Genomic DNA, 16,383 nt, shown 5'->3' with positions numbered 1-16,383 from the left:
GATCATGCAGCTGCATCATGACAAGCACCACCAGGCCTACGTGACCGGAGCGAACACGGCGCTCGAACAGCTCGCCGAGGCCCGCGACACCGGCAACCTCGCGAACGTCAACAGGCTCGAGAAGGACCTTGCGTTCAACCTGGGCGGTCATGTCAATCACTCGATCTTCTGGACCAACCTCTCGCCGGACGGCGGCGGGGAGCCCGAGGGCGAGTTGAAGTCGGCGATTGATGAGCACTTCGGCGGTTTCGAGAAGTTCCGGGCGCACTTCACGGCCGCCGCCACCGGCATCCAAGGTTCAGGCTGGGCTGTCCTGAGCTGGGACGTCCTCGGTGAGCAGCTGATCATCCAGCAGCTGTTCGATCAGCAGTCGAACACGGCGCAGGGCACAGTGCCGATTTTCCAGCTCGACATGTGGGAGCATGCCTTCTACCTCGACTACCTCAACGTCAAGGCCGACTACGTCAAGGCCGTGTGGAACATCGCGAACTGGGGCAACGTCGCCGAGCGCTTTTCCACGGCACGCGAGAAGACGTCGGGGCTGCTCGCGTAGTAGGGTCATGGTCAGGTGAGGATGCCGGGTCTTCCTCCCGGCAACGGGGCGAAGACCGGCATCTTCTTCTGTCCAACAGAAGCGTTTCGGGTGCGCCGCAGAGGCGCGTCCGTGCGACATACAACGGGAGACGACAACGTGTCTGTCAAGATCGGAATCAACGGCTTCGGCCGCATCGGACGTAACTTCCTCCGCGCCGCTCTCGCGCAGGGAGCAGACCTTGAAATCGTCGCGGTCAACGACCTCACCGACAACAAGACCCTCGCCCACCTGCTGAAGTACGACTCCGTCGGCGGTCGCCTCGACGCCGAGGTCTCGTTCGACGCGGACTCGATCACGGTCAATGGCAGGAGCATCAAGGTCTTCGAAGAACGCGACCCCGCAAACCTTCCTTGGGGCGACTTGGGAGTCGACATCGTCATCGAGTCGACCGGCCGTTTCACTCACGCGGCGGATGCCAAGAAGCACATCGCCGGTGGCGCCAAGAAGGTCATCATCTCGGCGCCCGGCACCGACGTCGACGGCACATTCGTGATGGGCGTCAACGACGGTGACTATGACTCGGCGACGATGAACGTCATCTCCAACGCCTCGTGCACCACCAACTGCCTCGCACCCCTGGCCAAGGTCTTCAACGACAACTTCGGCATCGAGCGCGGGTTCATGATGACCGCTCATGCCTACACGGCCGACCAGAACCTTCAGGACGGCCCGCACAGCGACCTCCATCGTTCGCGCGCGGCGGCGATCAACATCGTCCCCGCCTCGACCGGAGCCGCCAAGGCCATCGGTCTCGTCCTGCCCGAGCTGAAGGGCAAGCTCAGCGGCTCGTCCTATCGCGTGCCCGTGCCCACCGGATCGATCGTCGACCTCACGATCATCACACCGACCGAAGGCCTGACGGCCGAGACCGTCAATGCGGCCTACCAGAAGGCCGCCGCTGAGGGCGCCCTCGTGGGCTTCCTGAAGTACAACGAGGACGCGATCGTTTCCAGCGACATCCAGCTCGACCCGCACTCGTCGGTGTTCGACGCCGGTCTGACCAACGTCAGCGGAAACCTCGTCAAGGTCTCGTCGTGGTACGACAACGAGTGGGGCTACTCCAACCGCCTCGTCGACCTCACCGAGCTCGTCGCAGACAAGCTCTGAGGCTTCACCATGCCTCTGCGCACCCTCGATTCACTGGGTTCGCTGGCCGGAAAGCGCGTCATCGTCCGTGTTGACTTCAACGTCCCTCTGAAAGAGGGCGTCATCACGGACGATGGCCGTATCCGGGCGGCGCTTCCCACACTCAACCACCTGCTCAACAGTGGTGCCCGGGTGATCGCGTGCTCGCATCTGGGGCGTCCGGACGGGACTCCGGACGCGAAGTACAGCCTCCAACCTGTCGCGCAGCGACTGTCGGAGCTCCTCGGCAGCCCCGTGGCGTTTGCGCGCGACACCGTGGGGGAGTCGGCGCAGGGGGCCTCCGCCGCCCTCGATGACGGCGAGATCGCCGTCATCGAGAACCTCCGCTTCGAGCCCGGCGAAACCGCCAAGGATGACGCCGAACGTCGCGCGTTCGCCCAGAAGCTGGCCGACCTCGGAGATGCGCTCGTCTCCGATGGATTTGGAGTCGTTCACCGCAAGCAGGCCTCGGTCTACGAGCTCGCGGACCTCCTGCCGTCGGCAGCCGGGCTCCTGATCGAGAAGGAGGTCGACGTGCTCGACCGTCTGACCGAGAATCCGGAGCGTCCCTACACAGTCGTGCTCGGCGGGTCCAAAGTCAGCGACAAGCTCGGCGTCATCGAGCACCTCTTGCCCCGGGCCGACAAGATCCTGGTCGGAGGCGGGATGCTCTTCACTTTCCTCGCGGCCCAAGGCCACCCCGTCGGCAGGAGTCTGCTCGAGGCCGACCTGATCGATACTGTCCGCGGTTACATCGAGACAGCGCACGAGCGCGGGGTGGAGCTCATTCTTCCGGTGGATGCCGTGATGGCCTCGGGCTTCGCCGCCGGCGCCGATCACGTCGTCGCCCGGTCGGACGCCCTCGAGGACACGCCGTTCGGTGCAGATGGCATGGGTCTCGATATCGGCCCGACCTCCGCGGAGATCTTCGCAGATGCCATCCGCAGTTCCAAGACGGTGTTCTGGAACGGCCCGATGGGCGTGTTCGAGATGCCCGCCTTCGCCGCGGGGACACGGACGATCGCCGCCGCCCTGACACATGTCGACGGACTGTCGGTCGTCGGGGGTGGCGATTCGGCTGCGGCCGTGCGCCAGCTCGGGTTCACCGACGACCAGTTCGGTCATATCTCCACGGGTGGCGGCGCCAGCCTGGAGTTCTTGGAGGGCAAGAAGCTGCCCGGTTTGGAGATCCTCGGATGGCAGTGAGAACCCCGTTCATCGCGGGCAACTGGAAGATGAACCTCGACCACCTGCAGGCGGTCGCCTTCGTGCAGAAGCTGCACTGGACGCTGAAGGAAGCCGGGCACGAAGTGGGCTCTGTCGAGGTCGGCCTCTTTCCGCCGTTCACCGACATCCGCACCGTGCAGACGCTGCTGGACGCCGACAAGATTCCGTTCTCACTGGGCGGACAGGACCTTTCGATGAAAGACTCGGGCGCCTACACGGGAGAGATCTCGGGCGCCTTCCTCAAGAAGCTCGATTGCGGCTATGTCATCATCGGCCACTCGGAACGTCGCGACTATCACGCAGAGACGGATGAGGTCGTCTCCGCCAAGGTGCAGGCGGCTCTGCGCCATGGGCTCACCCCGGTGATCTGCGTCGGCGAGACTGCTGCCGACCTCGAAGAGTTCGGCGCGTCGGCGGTGCCGGTGGGCCAGTTGCGTGTCGCGCTCGAAGGAGTTCCCTCAGCTGCTGACATCGTCGTGGCGTATGAACCGGTGTGGGCGATCGGGTCGGGTCAGGCGGCCACACCCGAACAGGCTCAGGATGTGTGCGCGAAGCTGCGCGAGGTGATCGTCGACGTTCTCGGTGCGGACGCGGGAGAGCGCACCCGCGTGCTGTACGGCGGTTCGGTGAAGTCCGGCAACATCGCGAGCTACATGCGCGAGCCCGACGTCGATGGTGCCCTGGTCGGGGGTGCAAGCCTCGTGGTCGATGAGTTCGCGGCCATCGTCCGCTACCAGAAGCACGTCGGAGTCTGACCGGTCTGCTGGAGGCGACCCACTTACAGCGACGGAGCGGTGAGCCGACACACCCCGGTATACTTGAGCCCCGTGCGCCCTGCCGCGGGCGCAGCGAAAGGTTTCATCCATCGTGGACATCCTCGAGTTCGTACTCCAGGTGCTGCTGGGAATCACCAGCCTCCTGCTGACTCTCCTGATCCTGCTGCACAAAGGTCGCGGTGGGGGCCTCTCCGACATGTTCGGCGGTGGGATGAGCTCGGCGATGGGATCCTCCGGTCTCGCCGAGCGCAATCTCAACAGGTTCACCGTCGTGCTCGCCCTCGTCTGGTTCGTCGCCATCGTCGCGCTCGGACTGATCACGAAGTTCCAGAGCATCTGATGGCATCCGGAGGAAACGCGATCCGCGGCACCCGAGTCGGTGCGGGACCCATGGGTGAGCAGGACCACGGCCACCACGCCGATCGCATCTCGGTCTCCTACTGGGACGCTCTCGGAAACGAAACGGTGCGATACTTCGCCGCCGGGATCGCCGAGGACGAGATCCCCGAGACGATCGATTCCCCCCACTCGGGTCTGCCCGCCGGGCGCGATAAGGCGAATCCGCCGGCGCTCGCGAAGGCCGAACCTTACAAGACACACCTCGCCTACGTGAAGGAACGACGCACCGAGGGCGAGGCGGAGACTCTGCTCGAGGACGCACTCCAGCAGTTGCGCGAGCGGCGCGGACAGAGCTGAGCGCGCGGCGGCATCTGCTGGCTCCGGGCAGCGCGCTCAGTCGTCGCGATCGATGAGTTCCGCGGGAACATCCGTGGCGGCGGCCCGGTCTACGAACAGAAGCGTCCGCTTACGACCTTTCGCCCCGGCGGCCGGGACGCTCTCGTAGCTGGCGCCGGCCAGTGCGAGTCCCAGGGCGGCAGCTTTGTCAGGCCCGACGAGGACCATCCAGACCTGCTGGGAAGAGTTGAGGACGGGCCTGGTGAGCGTGATGCGAGTGGGCGGAGGCGTGGGGGAGTCGTAGACGGCCACGACGGATCGATCCTTGACCTGAATCTCGGGCCGATCCGGAAACAGTGATGCGATGTGGGCGTCGGAGCCGACACCGAGGAAGCAGACGTCGAACGACGGCCACGGCTGGTCGGCATGGCCGAATCGGGCGAGCTCCGCTCCATAGGCCGCGGCAGCGGCATCCGCGCCGAGGCCGTCGTCCGCGGCGCCCATCGCGTGCACGTTCGCGTCGGGGACGTCGATTCGGCTGATCAGCGCGGCGCGTGCTCCCCGTTCGTTGCGCAGATCGCTGGCGCGGTCGACGAAACGCTCATCGCCCCACCAGAAGTGCACGCGCGACCAGTCGACGGATGCTCGGGAGGGGTCGGCGCCGACCGACTCGAGCACCCGAGTCCCGATACGACCCCCCGTCAGGCCGAGATGGACGGTCTTGCCGGCGGCGGTACGTTTGGCGATCCGTCCGATCAGACGGCAGGCCACGTCTCCGGCCACGGTCGCCGGATCCGGGCCGATCACCACACGCTTGTCCGTCCAGAACTCGGCCATGTGTGACTCCTACGTCGTCGCGGGCCCGAGCAACTTCCAGCCCTCCGTGATGACTCGACCATACAAGACGTCGGGATCCAGCCGTCGCAGCTCCTCAGCGAGGCATTCGCGCAGAGAGCGCCGGGGAAGGACGATGTCGTGCGAGGGCTGTCCTGGCTGGGTGAGGGTGGCATCGATGTCGTTGTTGCGTCGTAGTACGACGTCGCCGCCCGCGCGGACGAGGCGTACGAACTGGATGCCGTGAGTCCACTCGTTCGGGGGCGAGTACCGCCAGGTCACCGGTGCGTCGAGCTTCAGGCGAAGCCACGCGGCCAGAAGCCCCGTCGATGGTGAGGTGCCCGCCCCGACGACTTCGATCGCAGTGATGGCCTCATACGGTGGCTGATCGAGGACGGCGGCGAGCTGCTCGCGCCAATGCGTGAGACGAGTCCATGCCAAATCCGTATCGCCCGGTTGGTAAGAGGGCCTGAGCGTGGAGAGCCGATCCGCCGAGAACGGCTTGGTCGAAGCATCCGTGATGCGACGCTGTGCGATCTGGCCGATCGGTGACTGCGCCGGCTGGGTGGGCGGATGGTTCGGCCACCAGGCTACGACAGGGGCGTCTGGCAGGAGCAAGCCAGTCACAAGGCCCTGCTCGCTGCTCGCGGCCGCCCCTGCAGCCCGGAGGACGATGACCTCGCTGGCTCCGGCGTCGCCGCCGACACGAATCTGCGCATCGAGCTTCGCCGGGCCTTCGACGTCGGTCGCCAGCACGATGACACGCATCGGGTGCTCGCGGGACGCATCGTTCGCGGCTTCGATCGCTTCCTCCGGCAGTCCGTTCGTGGTCACGATCACGAGTGTCAGCACGCGCCCGAGCGCGACGGCGCCGCCCTCTTCGCGTACATTCACGAGCGAGCGAGCGATGTGGGACACCGTGGTGTCCGGCAGGTCGACGATCACGGGCGCCTCCACAGGCGGCCGTCTCTGGCCAGCAGTTCATCGGCGGACGCGGGACCCCAGGAACCGGGCGCGTACTGCTCGAGTGCGCCATCGCGCTGTGCCCAGTACTTTTCGACCGGGTCGAGGATCTTCCACGAGAGCTCCACCTCTTCGTGTCGCGGGAACAGTGGCGGGTCGCCCAGCAGGACGTCCAGGATCAGCCGCTCGTATGCCTCGGGGCTGGACTCGGTGAACGCATGACCATAGCCGAAGTCCATCGTCACGTCGCGGACCTCGTTGGCGGCTCCGGGAACCTTCGATCCGAACCTGATCGTGACGCCCTCGTCGGGCTGAACGCGGATCACGAGCGCGTTCTGGCCGACCTCGAGGGTCTGGTTCCGCTGGAACAGCTGTTGGGGCGCCCGCTTGAACACGACAGCGATCTCGGTGACCCGGCGTCCGAGCCGCTTACCGGTGCGAAGGTAGAACGGTACGCCTGCCCATCGACGTGTGGCGATGTCGAGCTTGATGGCCGCGTACGTTTCGGTGGTCGAATCCGGCTTCATTCCGTCTTCCTCGAGAAAGCCGGTGACCTGCTCACCGCCCTGCCAGCCGCCTGAGTATTGTCCGCGCGCGGTCGCCGTTGCGAGGTCTGCGGGGAGGCGGACTGCGGCGAGCACCTTCTCCTTCTCTGCGCGCAAGTCTGCGGCATCCATCGAGATGGGCTCTTCCATCGCGGTGAGGGCCAGCAATTGCAGGAGGTGGTTCTGGATGACGTCGCGGGCCGCTCCGATGCCGTCGTAGTACCCCGCGCGACCGCCGACACCGATGTCTTCGGCCATCGTGATCTGTACGTGGTCTACATAGTTCGCGTTCCAGATCGGTTCGAACAGCTCATTGGCAAAGCGCAGCGCCAGGATGTTCTGCACCGTCTCCTTGCCGAGGTAATGGTCGATCCGGAAGATCGAGTCGGCCGGGAAGGCGATCTCCAAAGCGGCGTTGAGTTCGCGTGCCGTCTGCAGATCGCTGCCGAACGGCTTCTCGATGACGACGCGCCGCCAGGCGTCCGCGTTGCCGGATTTGTCATCGACGAGTCCGGAGTTCTTCAACTGCCTCGCGACGATCGGAAAATCGCGCGGGGGGATCGAGAGATAGAAGGCGTGATTGCCCATCGTGCCACGCTCGATGTCGAGCTTCTCGACGGTTTCGCGGAGGCGCCGGAACGAGTCGTCGTCGTCGAACTCCCCGGAAACGAACCGGATGCCGTGCAGCAGCTGTTTCCACGTCTCTTCGCGGAACGGCGTGCGCGCATTCTGACGGACGGCGTCGCGCACGACATTGGCAAAGTCCTGATCCTCCCAGTCGCGGCGCGCGAAGCCCACGAGCGCGAATCCCGGAGGCAGCAGTCCGCGATTGGCGAGATCGTAGACGGCCGGCATGAGCTTCTTGCGTGACAGGTCGCCGGTTACGCCAAAGATCACCAGCGCGCTCGGTCCGGCGATGCGGTTGAGGCGTCGATCGTCGCTATCTCGTAGGGGGTTGTGATCTCGTGTGATCGGTGCGGGCGAGTCGGGGCCGGGCCCCATGGCTTCCACGGACATCGGTGCCGATTCTCCTACTGGGCTGCCTCGAACAGCGAAAGGACCTCGGTCACAGGATCGGTGAGCGTGAGGGTGACGACCGGTCGACCCAGTGCGACCAGCACCTTGGCATCGCCCGCGGCCTGCGCCGCAATCAATTGACCGAAGGTGAAGGGGCGTCCGGGTACCTCGAGGTCGACGTCGCCGCCCTCGAGGATCTGAAGGAACACCCCGGTGCCGGGTCCCCCCTTGTGGTACTGACCCGTGGAGTGGAGGAATCGCGGACCCCAGCCGAACGTGGTCGGGCGGCCGGCTTTGGCGGCGACGAGTTCCCGCAGTCCTGACAGCTGTGGTACCGCGGAGCGATTGACATACGCCTGGATCGCGACGTATCCATCCGAGCCGATTCGCTCGCAGAGGGCATCGAGTACCCCGGAAAGCGTCGCGGTCGTCGCAAGGGCGTGATCGGAGACACGGACTTCCACGCCGTCCACGGCGAAGGCCGGCGACATGATCACGGGACGGGAGTCGAGGAAACTCCGCGCGGCGTCTTCGGCCGATTCGATGTCCGGCTGATCGAACGGGTCGACTCCGAGGAGGCGCCCCGCGATGGCCGTCGCATACTGCCAGACGACCAGTTGCGCGCCGAGCGAACCGCTGACGAGAATCTCGTCGGGGTGCTGCTCGAGGATCCGGAAATGGGTGGCATCATCGACGAGGCGCAGGATCTGCAGATCGGAGGGAGGTTCATCGACCTCGGGCGACACGGGAAGCAGGACGACAGGGAGGATGCCGGTGCCGTCCTTCCCCGTCGACTCGGCCACGAGCTGCTCGATCCAGTTCGACAGCCCTACGATGTGCGTGCCGTCGGTGACAAGGCCGAGCTTGTCGCGCCGCGGCGTGCCACCGGCTATCGAGGCCGCGAGGATCAGCGCCGGATTGCGGTGGTCGTCGATCGCCACCTCCAGGAGCGTCGCTTCTGCCTCGTCGAGGAGCTCGGAGATGTCTGCACCGGCGAGGCCGGCGGGGACCAGGCCGAACGCCGTCAACGCCGAGTAGGCTCCACCGACCGTGGGATCGGCGGTGAATACCCGGTATCCGGCGGTGAGTGCCGATGCCTCGAGCGGGGACCCGGGATCCGTGACGACGATGATCCGCTCCGCGGGGTCGATGCCGATGTCGCTCCACGCAGCCTCGAACGCCCGCCGCGCGGAGTCGGTCTCGGTCGTCGACCCCGACTTCGACGACACGACCAGTACGGTCCTGGTCAGTCCACCGGACTCGGCGTCGCCGTCGATCGCCGCCAGAACCTGACCCGGGGCCGTCGAATCGAGCACCACGAGGGGCACACCGGCCGTGGCGGCGATGACCTCGGAAGCCAATGAAGATCCCCCCGTGCCGGCGAGGACGACTCGGGTGACGCCACGCGCAAGGAGGTCTGCACGGAGGGCCACGATCTCGGCGACGAGCGGCCGCGAAACCGAGACGGCCTGCACCCAGCCGAGCCGACGCGCGGCGTCCGCGGCGGCGTCGGGACCCCAGAGATCGGAATCGCCGGACGTGATCCCGCTCGCCACGAGGCTGTTGACCAAGTCGGGAAGCGCAGCCGCCACGACGTCCTTGACCTGTCCGGAGACATGGATCTCGAAGCTCATCGCGGGCTCACAGACGCACTCGCGAGGGCGGCTGCGACGGTGCTCTGGAGGTCGTGCCACGAGGCGATGAACTTCTCCACGCCTTCGTCCTCGAGCAGCTGGGTGACGTCGGTGAGATCGACGCCGATCGCTGCGAGCGCGTCGAAGTCGGCGCGCGACTCGGCATACGCGCCGGTGATCGTGTCGCCGTTGATCATGCCGTGGCCGAAAGTGGCCTCGAGCGTCTTCTCGGGCATGGTGTTGACGGTGCCGGGTGCCACGAGTCCGCTCACGTAGAGCGTATCGGGCAGCGCCGGATCCTTCACCCCTGTCGAGGCCCAGAGCGGGCGTTGCACGTTCGCGCCGAGCGCGACGAGGTCCCTCGCCCGCTCGTCGGCGAAGCGCTGCTCGAAGAGTTCGTAGGCGAGGCGCGCGTTCGCGAGACCGGCCTTCGACTTGAGAGCCCGCGCCTGGTCCGTTCCGATCGCGATCAGGCGCTTGTCGACCTCGGTGTCCACGCGCGACACGAAGAACGATGCGACGGAGTGGATTCCGGTGAGATCGATGTGGGCGGCGTGGGCGGCTCGGAGGCCCGCAAGGTATGCGTCGATGACCTCGGCGTAGCGCTCGAGGCTGAAGATGAGCGTCACGTTGACAGAGATGCCCGAAGCGATGACCTCGGTGATCGCCGGAAGTCCGGCCCTGGTCGCGGGGATCTTGATCAGGACATTGGGTCGATCGACCCTCTCATAGAGCTTCCTGGCTTCCTCGATGGTGGCGGCTGTGTCGTGCGCGAGGTCGGGGGAGACCTCGATCGACACGCGTCCGTCGATGCCCGAAGTGGCGTCGTAGATCGGTCGGAAGATGTCGCACGCGTCGCGGACGTCGGTCGTCGTCAGGGCGACGATCGTCTCGTCCGTCGACGCGCCGACGCGCGCCTGCGCCGCGATGGCGTCCTCGTAGCCGATGCCGGCGCTGATGGCGGCCTGGAAGATCGACGGGTTCGTCGTGACGCCGACGACGTCGCGGGAGCTGATCAGCTCCTCGAGGTTTCCAGTGGTGATGCGCTGGCGAGAGAGGTCGTCGAGCCAGATGCTGACACCGGCTTCGGACAAGTCCCGGGTGGGCGTGCTCATGTGTTCTCCTTGACGGTTGCGCGGGCCGCGTCGGCGACCGCTTCGGCGGTGATACCGAACTTCTCGAACAGAGTCTGGTAATCGGCGGACGCACCGAAATGGTCGATGCCGATCGAGCGCCCGGTGTCACCGACGATCGTCCGCCACAGCGGCGTCGAGCCGGCTTCGACCGATACACGAGCCTTCACATCGGCGGGGAGCACGGACTCGCGGTATGCGGCATCCTGCTCGGCGAACCACTCGAGCGAGGGGGCCGAGACGACACGGGCGCGGATTCCCTCCTCGGCGAGAATCCCGCGCGCCGTGACGGCGAGCTGCACCTCGGACCCGGTCGCGACGAGGATGACGTCTGGGACGGCCGCGTCGGCATCCACGAGGACGTACGCACCGCGCGCGACGCCATCGGTCGTGGCGAAGCCGTCGATGCCGCGCGGGAAAACGGGCACGTTCTGCCGGGTCAGCGCGATGCCGGTGGGCCCGCCCTGGCGCCGGAGGATCTCGACCCAGGCGGCGCTCGTCTCATTCGCATCCGCGGGGCGGACGACCGTGAAGTTCGGAATCAGGCGGAGAGTCGCCAGCTGCTCGATCGGCTGGTGGGTCGGCCCGTCCTCCCCGAGGGCGACGGAGTCATGCGTCCATACGAAGACCGACGGAATCTCCATCAGGGCAGCCAGGCGGACGGCGGGGCGCATGTAGTCCGAGAAGATCAGGAACGTGCCTCCGAACGGGCGCGTCGGCCCGTGGAGCTTGATGCCGTTGATGATCGCGCCCATCGCGTGTTCGCGGATGCCGAAGTGCAGCACGCGCCCGTACGGGTCGCCCGACCATTCGTGGGTCGACCACTCGGCTGGAATGAAGCTCTTCGCATTCTTGATGGTGGTGAGATTCGACTCGGCGAGGTCGGCGGATCCTCCCCAGAGCTCCGGAAGCTGCTCGGCCAGTGCGTTGATGACCGTTCCGGACGCGGCGCGGGTGGACACGTCCTTGCCCGCCTCGAAGGTCGGCGCCGATAGATTCGCCGGAAGCTCGCCCGACTCGAGTCGATCGAGCAGTGCCTTGCGCTCCGGGTGCGCCGCAGCCCACACGTCGAAGTCGGATTGCCAGCTGGCACGCGCCCCGGCGGCGCGGTCTCCCAGGGCGCGCGTGTGGGCGAGGACGTCGCCGGCGACGACGAAGGTCTGCTCCGGATCGAAGCCGAGCACCTTCTTGGTCGCAGCCAGTTCTTCCGGGCCGAGCGCGGAGCCGTGGATCTTGCCCGTGTTCTGCTTTCCCGGTGCAGGCCAGCCGATGATCGTCTTGAGGATGATCAGCGACGGCTTCGCGGTCTCGCCCTTGGCAGCGTCGATCGCCGAGTGGAGCGCGGCGACGTCCTCGATGTATTCGCCGGTCTCCTTCCAGTCGACCGTCTGGACTTGCCACCCGTACGCCTCGTAGCGCCGGGCGACGTCTTCTGTGAAGGCGACGTTCGTGTCGTCCTCGATCGAAATCTGGTTGGAGTCGTAGATCGCGATCAGATTGCCGAGCTCCTGGTGGCCGGCCAGACTCGACGCTTCGCTGGTCACGCCCTCCTGCAGGTCCCCATCGCCCGCGATGACGTAGATGAAATGATCGAACGGGCTCGTGCCGACGACTGCCTCCGGATCGAACAGCCCGCGCTCGTACCGTGCCGCGTAGGCGAACCCGACCGCCGATGCGAGTCCCTGTCCGAGTGGGCCGGTGGTGATCTCGACGCCCTTCGTGTGGCCGTGCTCGGGATGCCCCGGAGTCAGCGAACCCCAGGTGCGCAGCGCCTTGAGATCGTCGAGCTCGAGCCCGAACCCACCCATGTAGAGCTGCACATACTGCGTGAGAGACGAATGCCCGACCGACAGGATGAAGCGGTCGCGGCCCAGCCAATCGGTGTCGGTCGGGTCGTGGCGCAGCACGCGCTGGTAGAGCAGGTACGCGACCGGGGCGAGGCTCATCGCCGTTCCAGGGTGGCCGTTGCCGACCTTCTCCACAGCATCCGCCGCGAGGACTCGTGCAGTGTCGACCGCACGTCGGTCGATTTCATCCCAGCGCAGTTCCGACACGTCGTGCCCTTTCACAAGTGGGGGAGTGCGTCCGACACGCACGTCCCGGAGGGCAGAGACCGTTGCGACTCGCGCTCATCCGGCGCTCGGTGACGCCTGTTGTTCCAGCTTAGCGAAGTGGCATGCGTCGCAGGCGATGCGCCCGTCTGCCGTGACTTAGACTGGTCGAGCTGGTGAAAGGGGATCCGGAGATGGTGCACGCGAATGTGTCCGCGTCGATCGATCCGGTCGTCCGCGTCTCTGCGGGCCGCAAGGTCCGCGCGTACGTGACGCTCACCAAGCCGCGCGTCCTCGAGCTGCTTCTGGTCACGACCATTCCCGTGATGTTCCTCGCACAGGGCGGCATGCCGGACCTCTGGCTGGTTCTTGCCACCGTCATCGGCGGGGCGATGAGCGCGGGCTCTGCGGCGACGTTCAACATGTACCTCGATCGCGACATCGACGCGCAGATGCACCGCACCCAGAAGCGGCCGCTGGTCACCGGCGAGGTCTCGCCCCGCGGCGCACTGATCTTCGCGTGGGCGCTGGCCGCGGCATCCACCATTTGGCTGTGGATGACGACCAACTGGCTGGCGGCGACACTCAGCGTGGTGGCGATCTTCTTCTACGTCGTCATCTACACGATGATCCTGAAGCGCCGTACCGAGCAGAACATCGTCTGGGGCGGGATCGCGGGCTGCTTTCCCGTTCTGATCGGATGGTCGGCGGTCACCGGTTCGCTGTCGTGGACGCCGTTCATTCTGTTCGTGTTGGTGTTCCTGTGGACACCGCCGCACTACTGGCCGCTGTCGATGAAGTACAAGGGCGACTACGCCGAAGCCGACGTACCGATGCTTGGCGCAACCCGCGACGGCATCCAAGTCGGATTGCAGGTCATCCTCTATGCCTGGGCGACGATCGCGTGTTCGCTGCTTCTCGTACCTGTTGCGAGCATGGGACTCGCCTACACGGTCTCCGCACTCGTCTTCGGCGGCTGGTTCCTCTACGAGTCCCACCTCCTTTACAACAGCGCCGTCCGCGGCGAGCAGGTCAATCCGATGCGCGTCTTCCACGCATCCATCACATACCTCACGCTGCTGTTCGTCGCGATCGCCGTCGACCCTCTCCTGCCCTTCTGAGGGCCCGTCGGCACGGAACCTGCTGACGGGCCCCTGCGAAAGCGGCGGGATCAGCGCGCGAGCGGCGCCTCGGCTTCGTCGATGTGTGCGCCGCCGCTCTGGGTGAGCGGTGCATCGTCCGAGGCTGCGACCGTGGTGACCGAGTCGTCGGCCGCACCCCAGACGGGAGCAGCGCTGACGTCGAGAGGGGCGACCGACACGAAGGAGCCGAGGACCGTGAGCGTCGCCGTCAGCGCGAGTCCGATGAGACCCGAGCCGACGAGGATGGCGCCGAGCACGGCCCAGATCTGGCCGGCGTAGACCTCGACGCCGGTGGCGGTGCCATCCGTGAGGGTCGTCGCCATGATCCCGAGCTTGTCGACGAGCACGTAGGCACCGACGCCGATCGACACGACGGAACCGCCCAGCAGGGTCCAGAACGGTACGCTGCGGGTCAGGCGGGGGCGGGTGATGGTCATAAGGGGGACTCCTCAGGGTTGTCATCGTGCGTTCGCAACGACGTGTCCACCCTGAAGGATGGATCCGTGCGGCGCCCCTGATGCACCTATGAAATGGCTGTGGAAGTGTCGGTGACCGGGATGATGGTCCGCGGAGCCGAGATGTGAAGGACGACGGCCGTCATGGCCGCGACGAGTGTGACGGCCAGCACCATGTGGATGTTCACGAGTGCGATGGGAAGGCCGGTGCGCGACTGCCAAAGACCGATCGCGATCTGGACGACCTCGACCGCCAGCAGAAGACCCGTCCACCGGGGCAGACGGAGGACGGGTGGCATCCGGAAGGACCCGGCGAAGAGGACAAGAGTGAGCGCGAAGAGCACGTACGCGGGCCAGCTGTGCACGTGCTGCCAGAAGATCGGGTCGAGCCCGTTCCGCGCTGACTGCTCATCACCCGCGTGCGGGCCGGATCCGGTCAGGAGGATGCCGACGATCACTGTGACCAGCACGGCCGCGCTCGTGAGGTGGACCAGCAGCGCGTACCGGCCGGGAACCGCGACGCGGCGCGGGCCGGGTTCCGCATATACACGAAAGACGTAGACCGCGGAGAGCGACACGAGCGCCGCGGAGACCAGATAGTGGAGTCCGACGATGCTGGGGTGCAGGTGCAACCAGACGGTGATGCCGCCGATGACGGCCTGCAGGATGATGCCGAAACCGATCGCCAGCGACAGCCGGACGAGCTCAGGGCGCTCACTGCGCAGACGAAGGACGGAGAGGAATGCGAGCAGCGCGACGATCACGAGGACGCCGGTGAGCGTGCGATTGCCGAATTCGATGAGTCCGTGGATGCCGAGTTCCCGCGTCGGAACGAGCGATTCGCTCGTGCAATACGGCCAGGTATCGCACCCCATGCCCGATCCGGTGAGGCGCACGAGTCCTCCGGTGCCCACGATCACGATGTTGCTGATCAGCACGAGCCACGCGATCACTCGCGTGCCACGGCCGATCTGTTGGGGCAGGCGCTCGAAGAGACGGCGGATGAAACCTCCCCTGTGCGGGGTCGAAGCGGTCTCGACGACGGGGACGTGGGACATGACAGTCGCCTCCTGGGTGTGCGCCCCGAATGGACGCCGGCCACGTCCGGTGCGGGGCGTTGCCTGTAGAGTTGAAGGGTGGGAAAACGCGGCGTTCACGCGTCGCATCCATCCACAGTCTAGGCGCGCGGCCTGTGCGCACTGATAAGACGCACGTAGCCCTGAAAGCGGCATCCCACCCTCGCTCACTCCCGAGGAAGCAGGAATGTCGGAACGGATGACACCGTTGGGTCTAGAAGGAGGAATGCCATGTCGGATGTGCTGATCGACCGACCGGAGCTCGAAGGACTCGGCGTGTACGAGTTCGGGTGGCATGACGCGGATGTCGCGGGGGCCCTCGCGCAACGGGGGATCAACGAAGGCGTCGTTCGCGGCATCTCCGCCCTCAAAGACGAGCCCGAGTGGATGCTGAAGACGCGGCTGAAGGGATATCAGCTCTTCGGCCGGAAGCCGATGCCGACGTGGGGCGCCGATCTGTCGGCGATCGACTTCGACAACATCAAATACTTCGTGCGCTCGACCGAGAAGCAGGCGCAGACGTGGGAGGACCTCCCCGAAGAGATTCGGAACACGTACGAGAAGCTCGGGATTCCCGAGGCGGAGCGTGCGCGTCTGGTCGCCGGAGTCGCCGCACAGTATGAGTCCGAGGTGGTCTACCACCAGATCAACGAGGAGCTCGAGAAGCAGGGCGTCATCTTCATGGACACCGACACGGCGTTGCGCGAGCATCCGGAGTTCTTCGAGGAGTACTTCGGCACGGTGATCCCCGCCGGTGACAACAAGTTCGCCGCCCTGAACACGGCCGTGTGGTCGGGGGGATCTTTCGTCTACGTCCCGCCGGGCGTGCACGTCGAGATTCCGCTGCAGGCCTACTTCCGCATCAACACCGAGAACATGGGCCAGTTCGAGCGGACGCTGATCATCGCCGATGAGGGCTCCTACGTGCATTACATCGAGGGCTGCACCGCCCCGATCTACAAGAGCGACTCGCTGCACTCGGCCGTGGTCGAGATCATCGTGAAGAAGAACGCCCGCGTTCGGTACACGACGATCCAGAACTGGTCGAACAATGTCTACAATCTCGTCACCAAGCGCGCGATCGCGCACGAGGGCGCGACGATGGAGTGGATCGACGGCAACATCGGCTCCAAGG

The 16,383-nt window shown here is 66.0% G+C and carries 16 protein-coding genes; 8 read left to right on the top strand and 8 right to left on the bottom strand.

The window, feature by feature from the left end; translation table 11 throughout:
- From QZV81_RS03885 to QZV81_RS03860, 6 genes are all read left to right on the top strand, one after another.
- Positions 1-553 (top strand): superoxide dismutase (locus tag QZV81_RS03885; RefSeq protein WP_292832796.1); only part of this gene is annotated, 553 nt, incomplete at its 5' end.
- A gap of 138 nt (positions 554-691) precedes the next feature.
- Positions 692-1,702 (top strand): type I glyceraldehyde-3-phosphate dehydrogenase, encoded by a 1,011-nt coding sequence (gap, locus tag QZV81_RS03880; protein WP_292832793.1) that lies wholly within the window; start codon positions 692-694, stop codon positions 1,700-1,702.
- Positions 1,703-1,711: 9 nt separating this feature from the next.
- Positions 1,712-2,926, top strand: a complete 1,215-nt coding sequence (locus QZV81_RS03875) for a phosphoglycerate kinase (protein ID WP_292832790.1) — start codon at positions 1,712-1,714, stop codon at positions 2,924-2,926.
- Entirely contained in the window at positions 2,917-3,702 is a 786-nt protein-coding gene (gene tpiA, locus QZV81_RS03870; protein ID WP_292832787.1) for a triose-phosphate isomerase, read from the top strand. The genes QZV81_RS03875 and tpiA overlap by 10 nt, the downstream gene beginning before the upstream one ends.
- 112 nt (positions 3,703-3,814) lie before the next feature.
- Complete coding sequence (gene secG / locus QZV81_RS03865; protein WP_292832784.1) at positions 3,815-4,063, top strand: preprotein translocase subunit SecG; 249 nt, start codon at positions 3,815-3,817, stop codon at positions 4,061-4,063.
- The gene (locus tag QZV81_RS03860) at positions 4,063-4,419 is read left to right on the top strand and encodes an RNA polymerase-binding protein RbpA (RefSeq protein WP_292832781.1); all 357 of its coding nucleotides are present in this window, start codon (positions 4,063-4,065) and stop codon (positions 4,417-4,419) included. Before secG ends, QZV81_RS03860 begins: the two co-directional genes overlap by 1 nt.
- A gap of 36 nt (positions 4,420-4,455) precedes the next feature.
- Here QZV81_RS03860 and pgl read toward each other — a convergent pair whose 3' ends face one another.
- Genes pgl through tkt form a run of 6 tightly spaced genes read right to left on the bottom strand, consistent with a single transcriptional unit; the run spans position 4,456 to position 12,578 of the window.
- Positions 4,456-5,235, bottom strand: a complete 780-nt coding sequence (pgl, locus tag QZV81_RS03855) for a 6-phosphogluconolactonase (protein ID WP_292832778.1) — start codon at positions 5,233-5,235, stop codon at positions 4,456-4,458.
- 9 nt (positions 5,236-5,244) lie between these two features.
- Positions 5,245-6,177: a glucose-6-phosphate dehydrogenase assembly protein OpcA gene (locus QZV81_RS03850; protein ID WP_292832805.1), complete on the bottom strand. Its 933-nt coding sequence runs from the start codon at positions 6,175-6,177 to the stop codon at positions 5,245-5,247.
- Positions 6,174-7,742 carry a glucose-6-phosphate dehydrogenase gene (gene zwf / locus QZV81_RS03845; protein ID WP_292832802.1) on the bottom strand — a complete coding sequence of 523 codons (1,569 nt, stop codon included), beginning with the start codon at positions 7,740-7,742 and terminating at the stop codon, positions 6,174-6,176. The genes QZV81_RS03850 and zwf overlap by 4 nt, the downstream gene beginning before the upstream one ends.
- A 29-nt stretch (positions 7,743-7,771) precedes the next feature.
- Positions 7,772-9,391 carry a glucose-6-phosphate isomerase gene (locus QZV81_RS03840; RefSeq protein ID WP_292832775.1) on the bottom strand — a complete coding sequence of 540 codons (1,620 nt, stop codon included), beginning with the start codon at positions 9,389-9,391 and terminating at the stop codon, positions 7,772-7,774.
- Entirely contained in the window at positions 9,388-10,506 is a 1,119-nt protein-coding gene (tal, locus tag QZV81_RS03835; protein ID WP_292832772.1) for a transaldolase, read from the bottom strand. The genes QZV81_RS03840 and tal overlap by 4 nt, the downstream gene beginning before the upstream one ends.
- The gene (gene tkt / locus QZV81_RS03830; protein ID WP_292832769.1) at positions 10,503-12,578 is read right to left on the bottom strand and encodes a transketolase; all 2,076 of its coding nucleotides are present in this window, start codon (positions 12,576-12,578) and stop codon (positions 10,503-10,505) included. Before tkt ends, tal begins: the two co-directional genes overlap by 4 nt.
- Positions 12,579-12,769: 191 nt before the next feature.
- Between tkt and QZV81_RS03825 the strand changes: the two genes are divergently transcribed.
- Positions 12,770-13,696 carry a heme o synthase gene (locus QZV81_RS03825; protein ID WP_292832799.1) on the top strand — a complete coding sequence of 309 codons (927 nt, stop codon included), beginning with the start codon at positions 12,770-12,772 and terminating at the stop codon, positions 13,694-13,696.
- 50 nt (positions 13,697-13,746) lie between these two features.
- Here the strand turns inward: QZV81_RS03825 and QZV81_RS03820 are convergent, their stop codons facing one another.
- Together QZV81_RS03820 and QZV81_RS03815 are read right to left on the bottom strand one after the other, a co-directional pair.
- A complete protein-coding gene (locus QZV81_RS03820) occupies positions 13,747-14,154 on the bottom strand; it encodes a dinucleotide-utilizing enzyme (protein WP_292832766.1) in 408 nt (135 codons plus the stop codon).
- Between the two features lie 86 nt (positions 14,155-14,240).
- On the bottom strand, positions 14,241-15,230 hold the full coding sequence (locus QZV81_RS03815) for a COX15/CtaA family protein (protein ID WP_292832763.1): 990 nt from the start codon (positions 15,228-15,230) through the stop codon (positions 14,241-14,243).
- Between the two features lie 249 nt (positions 15,231-15,479).
- Here QZV81_RS03815 and sufB point away from each other — a divergent pair.
- The coding region (sufB, locus tag QZV81_RS03810; protein WP_292832760.1) for a Fe-S cluster assembly protein SufB at positions 15,480-16,383 on the top strand (904 nt) is incomplete at its 3' end.

The organism is Microbacterium sp., assembly GCF_011620665.1.
Taxonomy (GTDB): domain Bacteria; phylum Actinomycetota; class Actinomycetes; order Actinomycetales; family Microbacteriaceae; genus Microbacterium.
The sequence above is the reverse complement of the archived record's forward strand: the minus strand, read 5'-3'. Positions and strand labels throughout refer to the sequence as shown.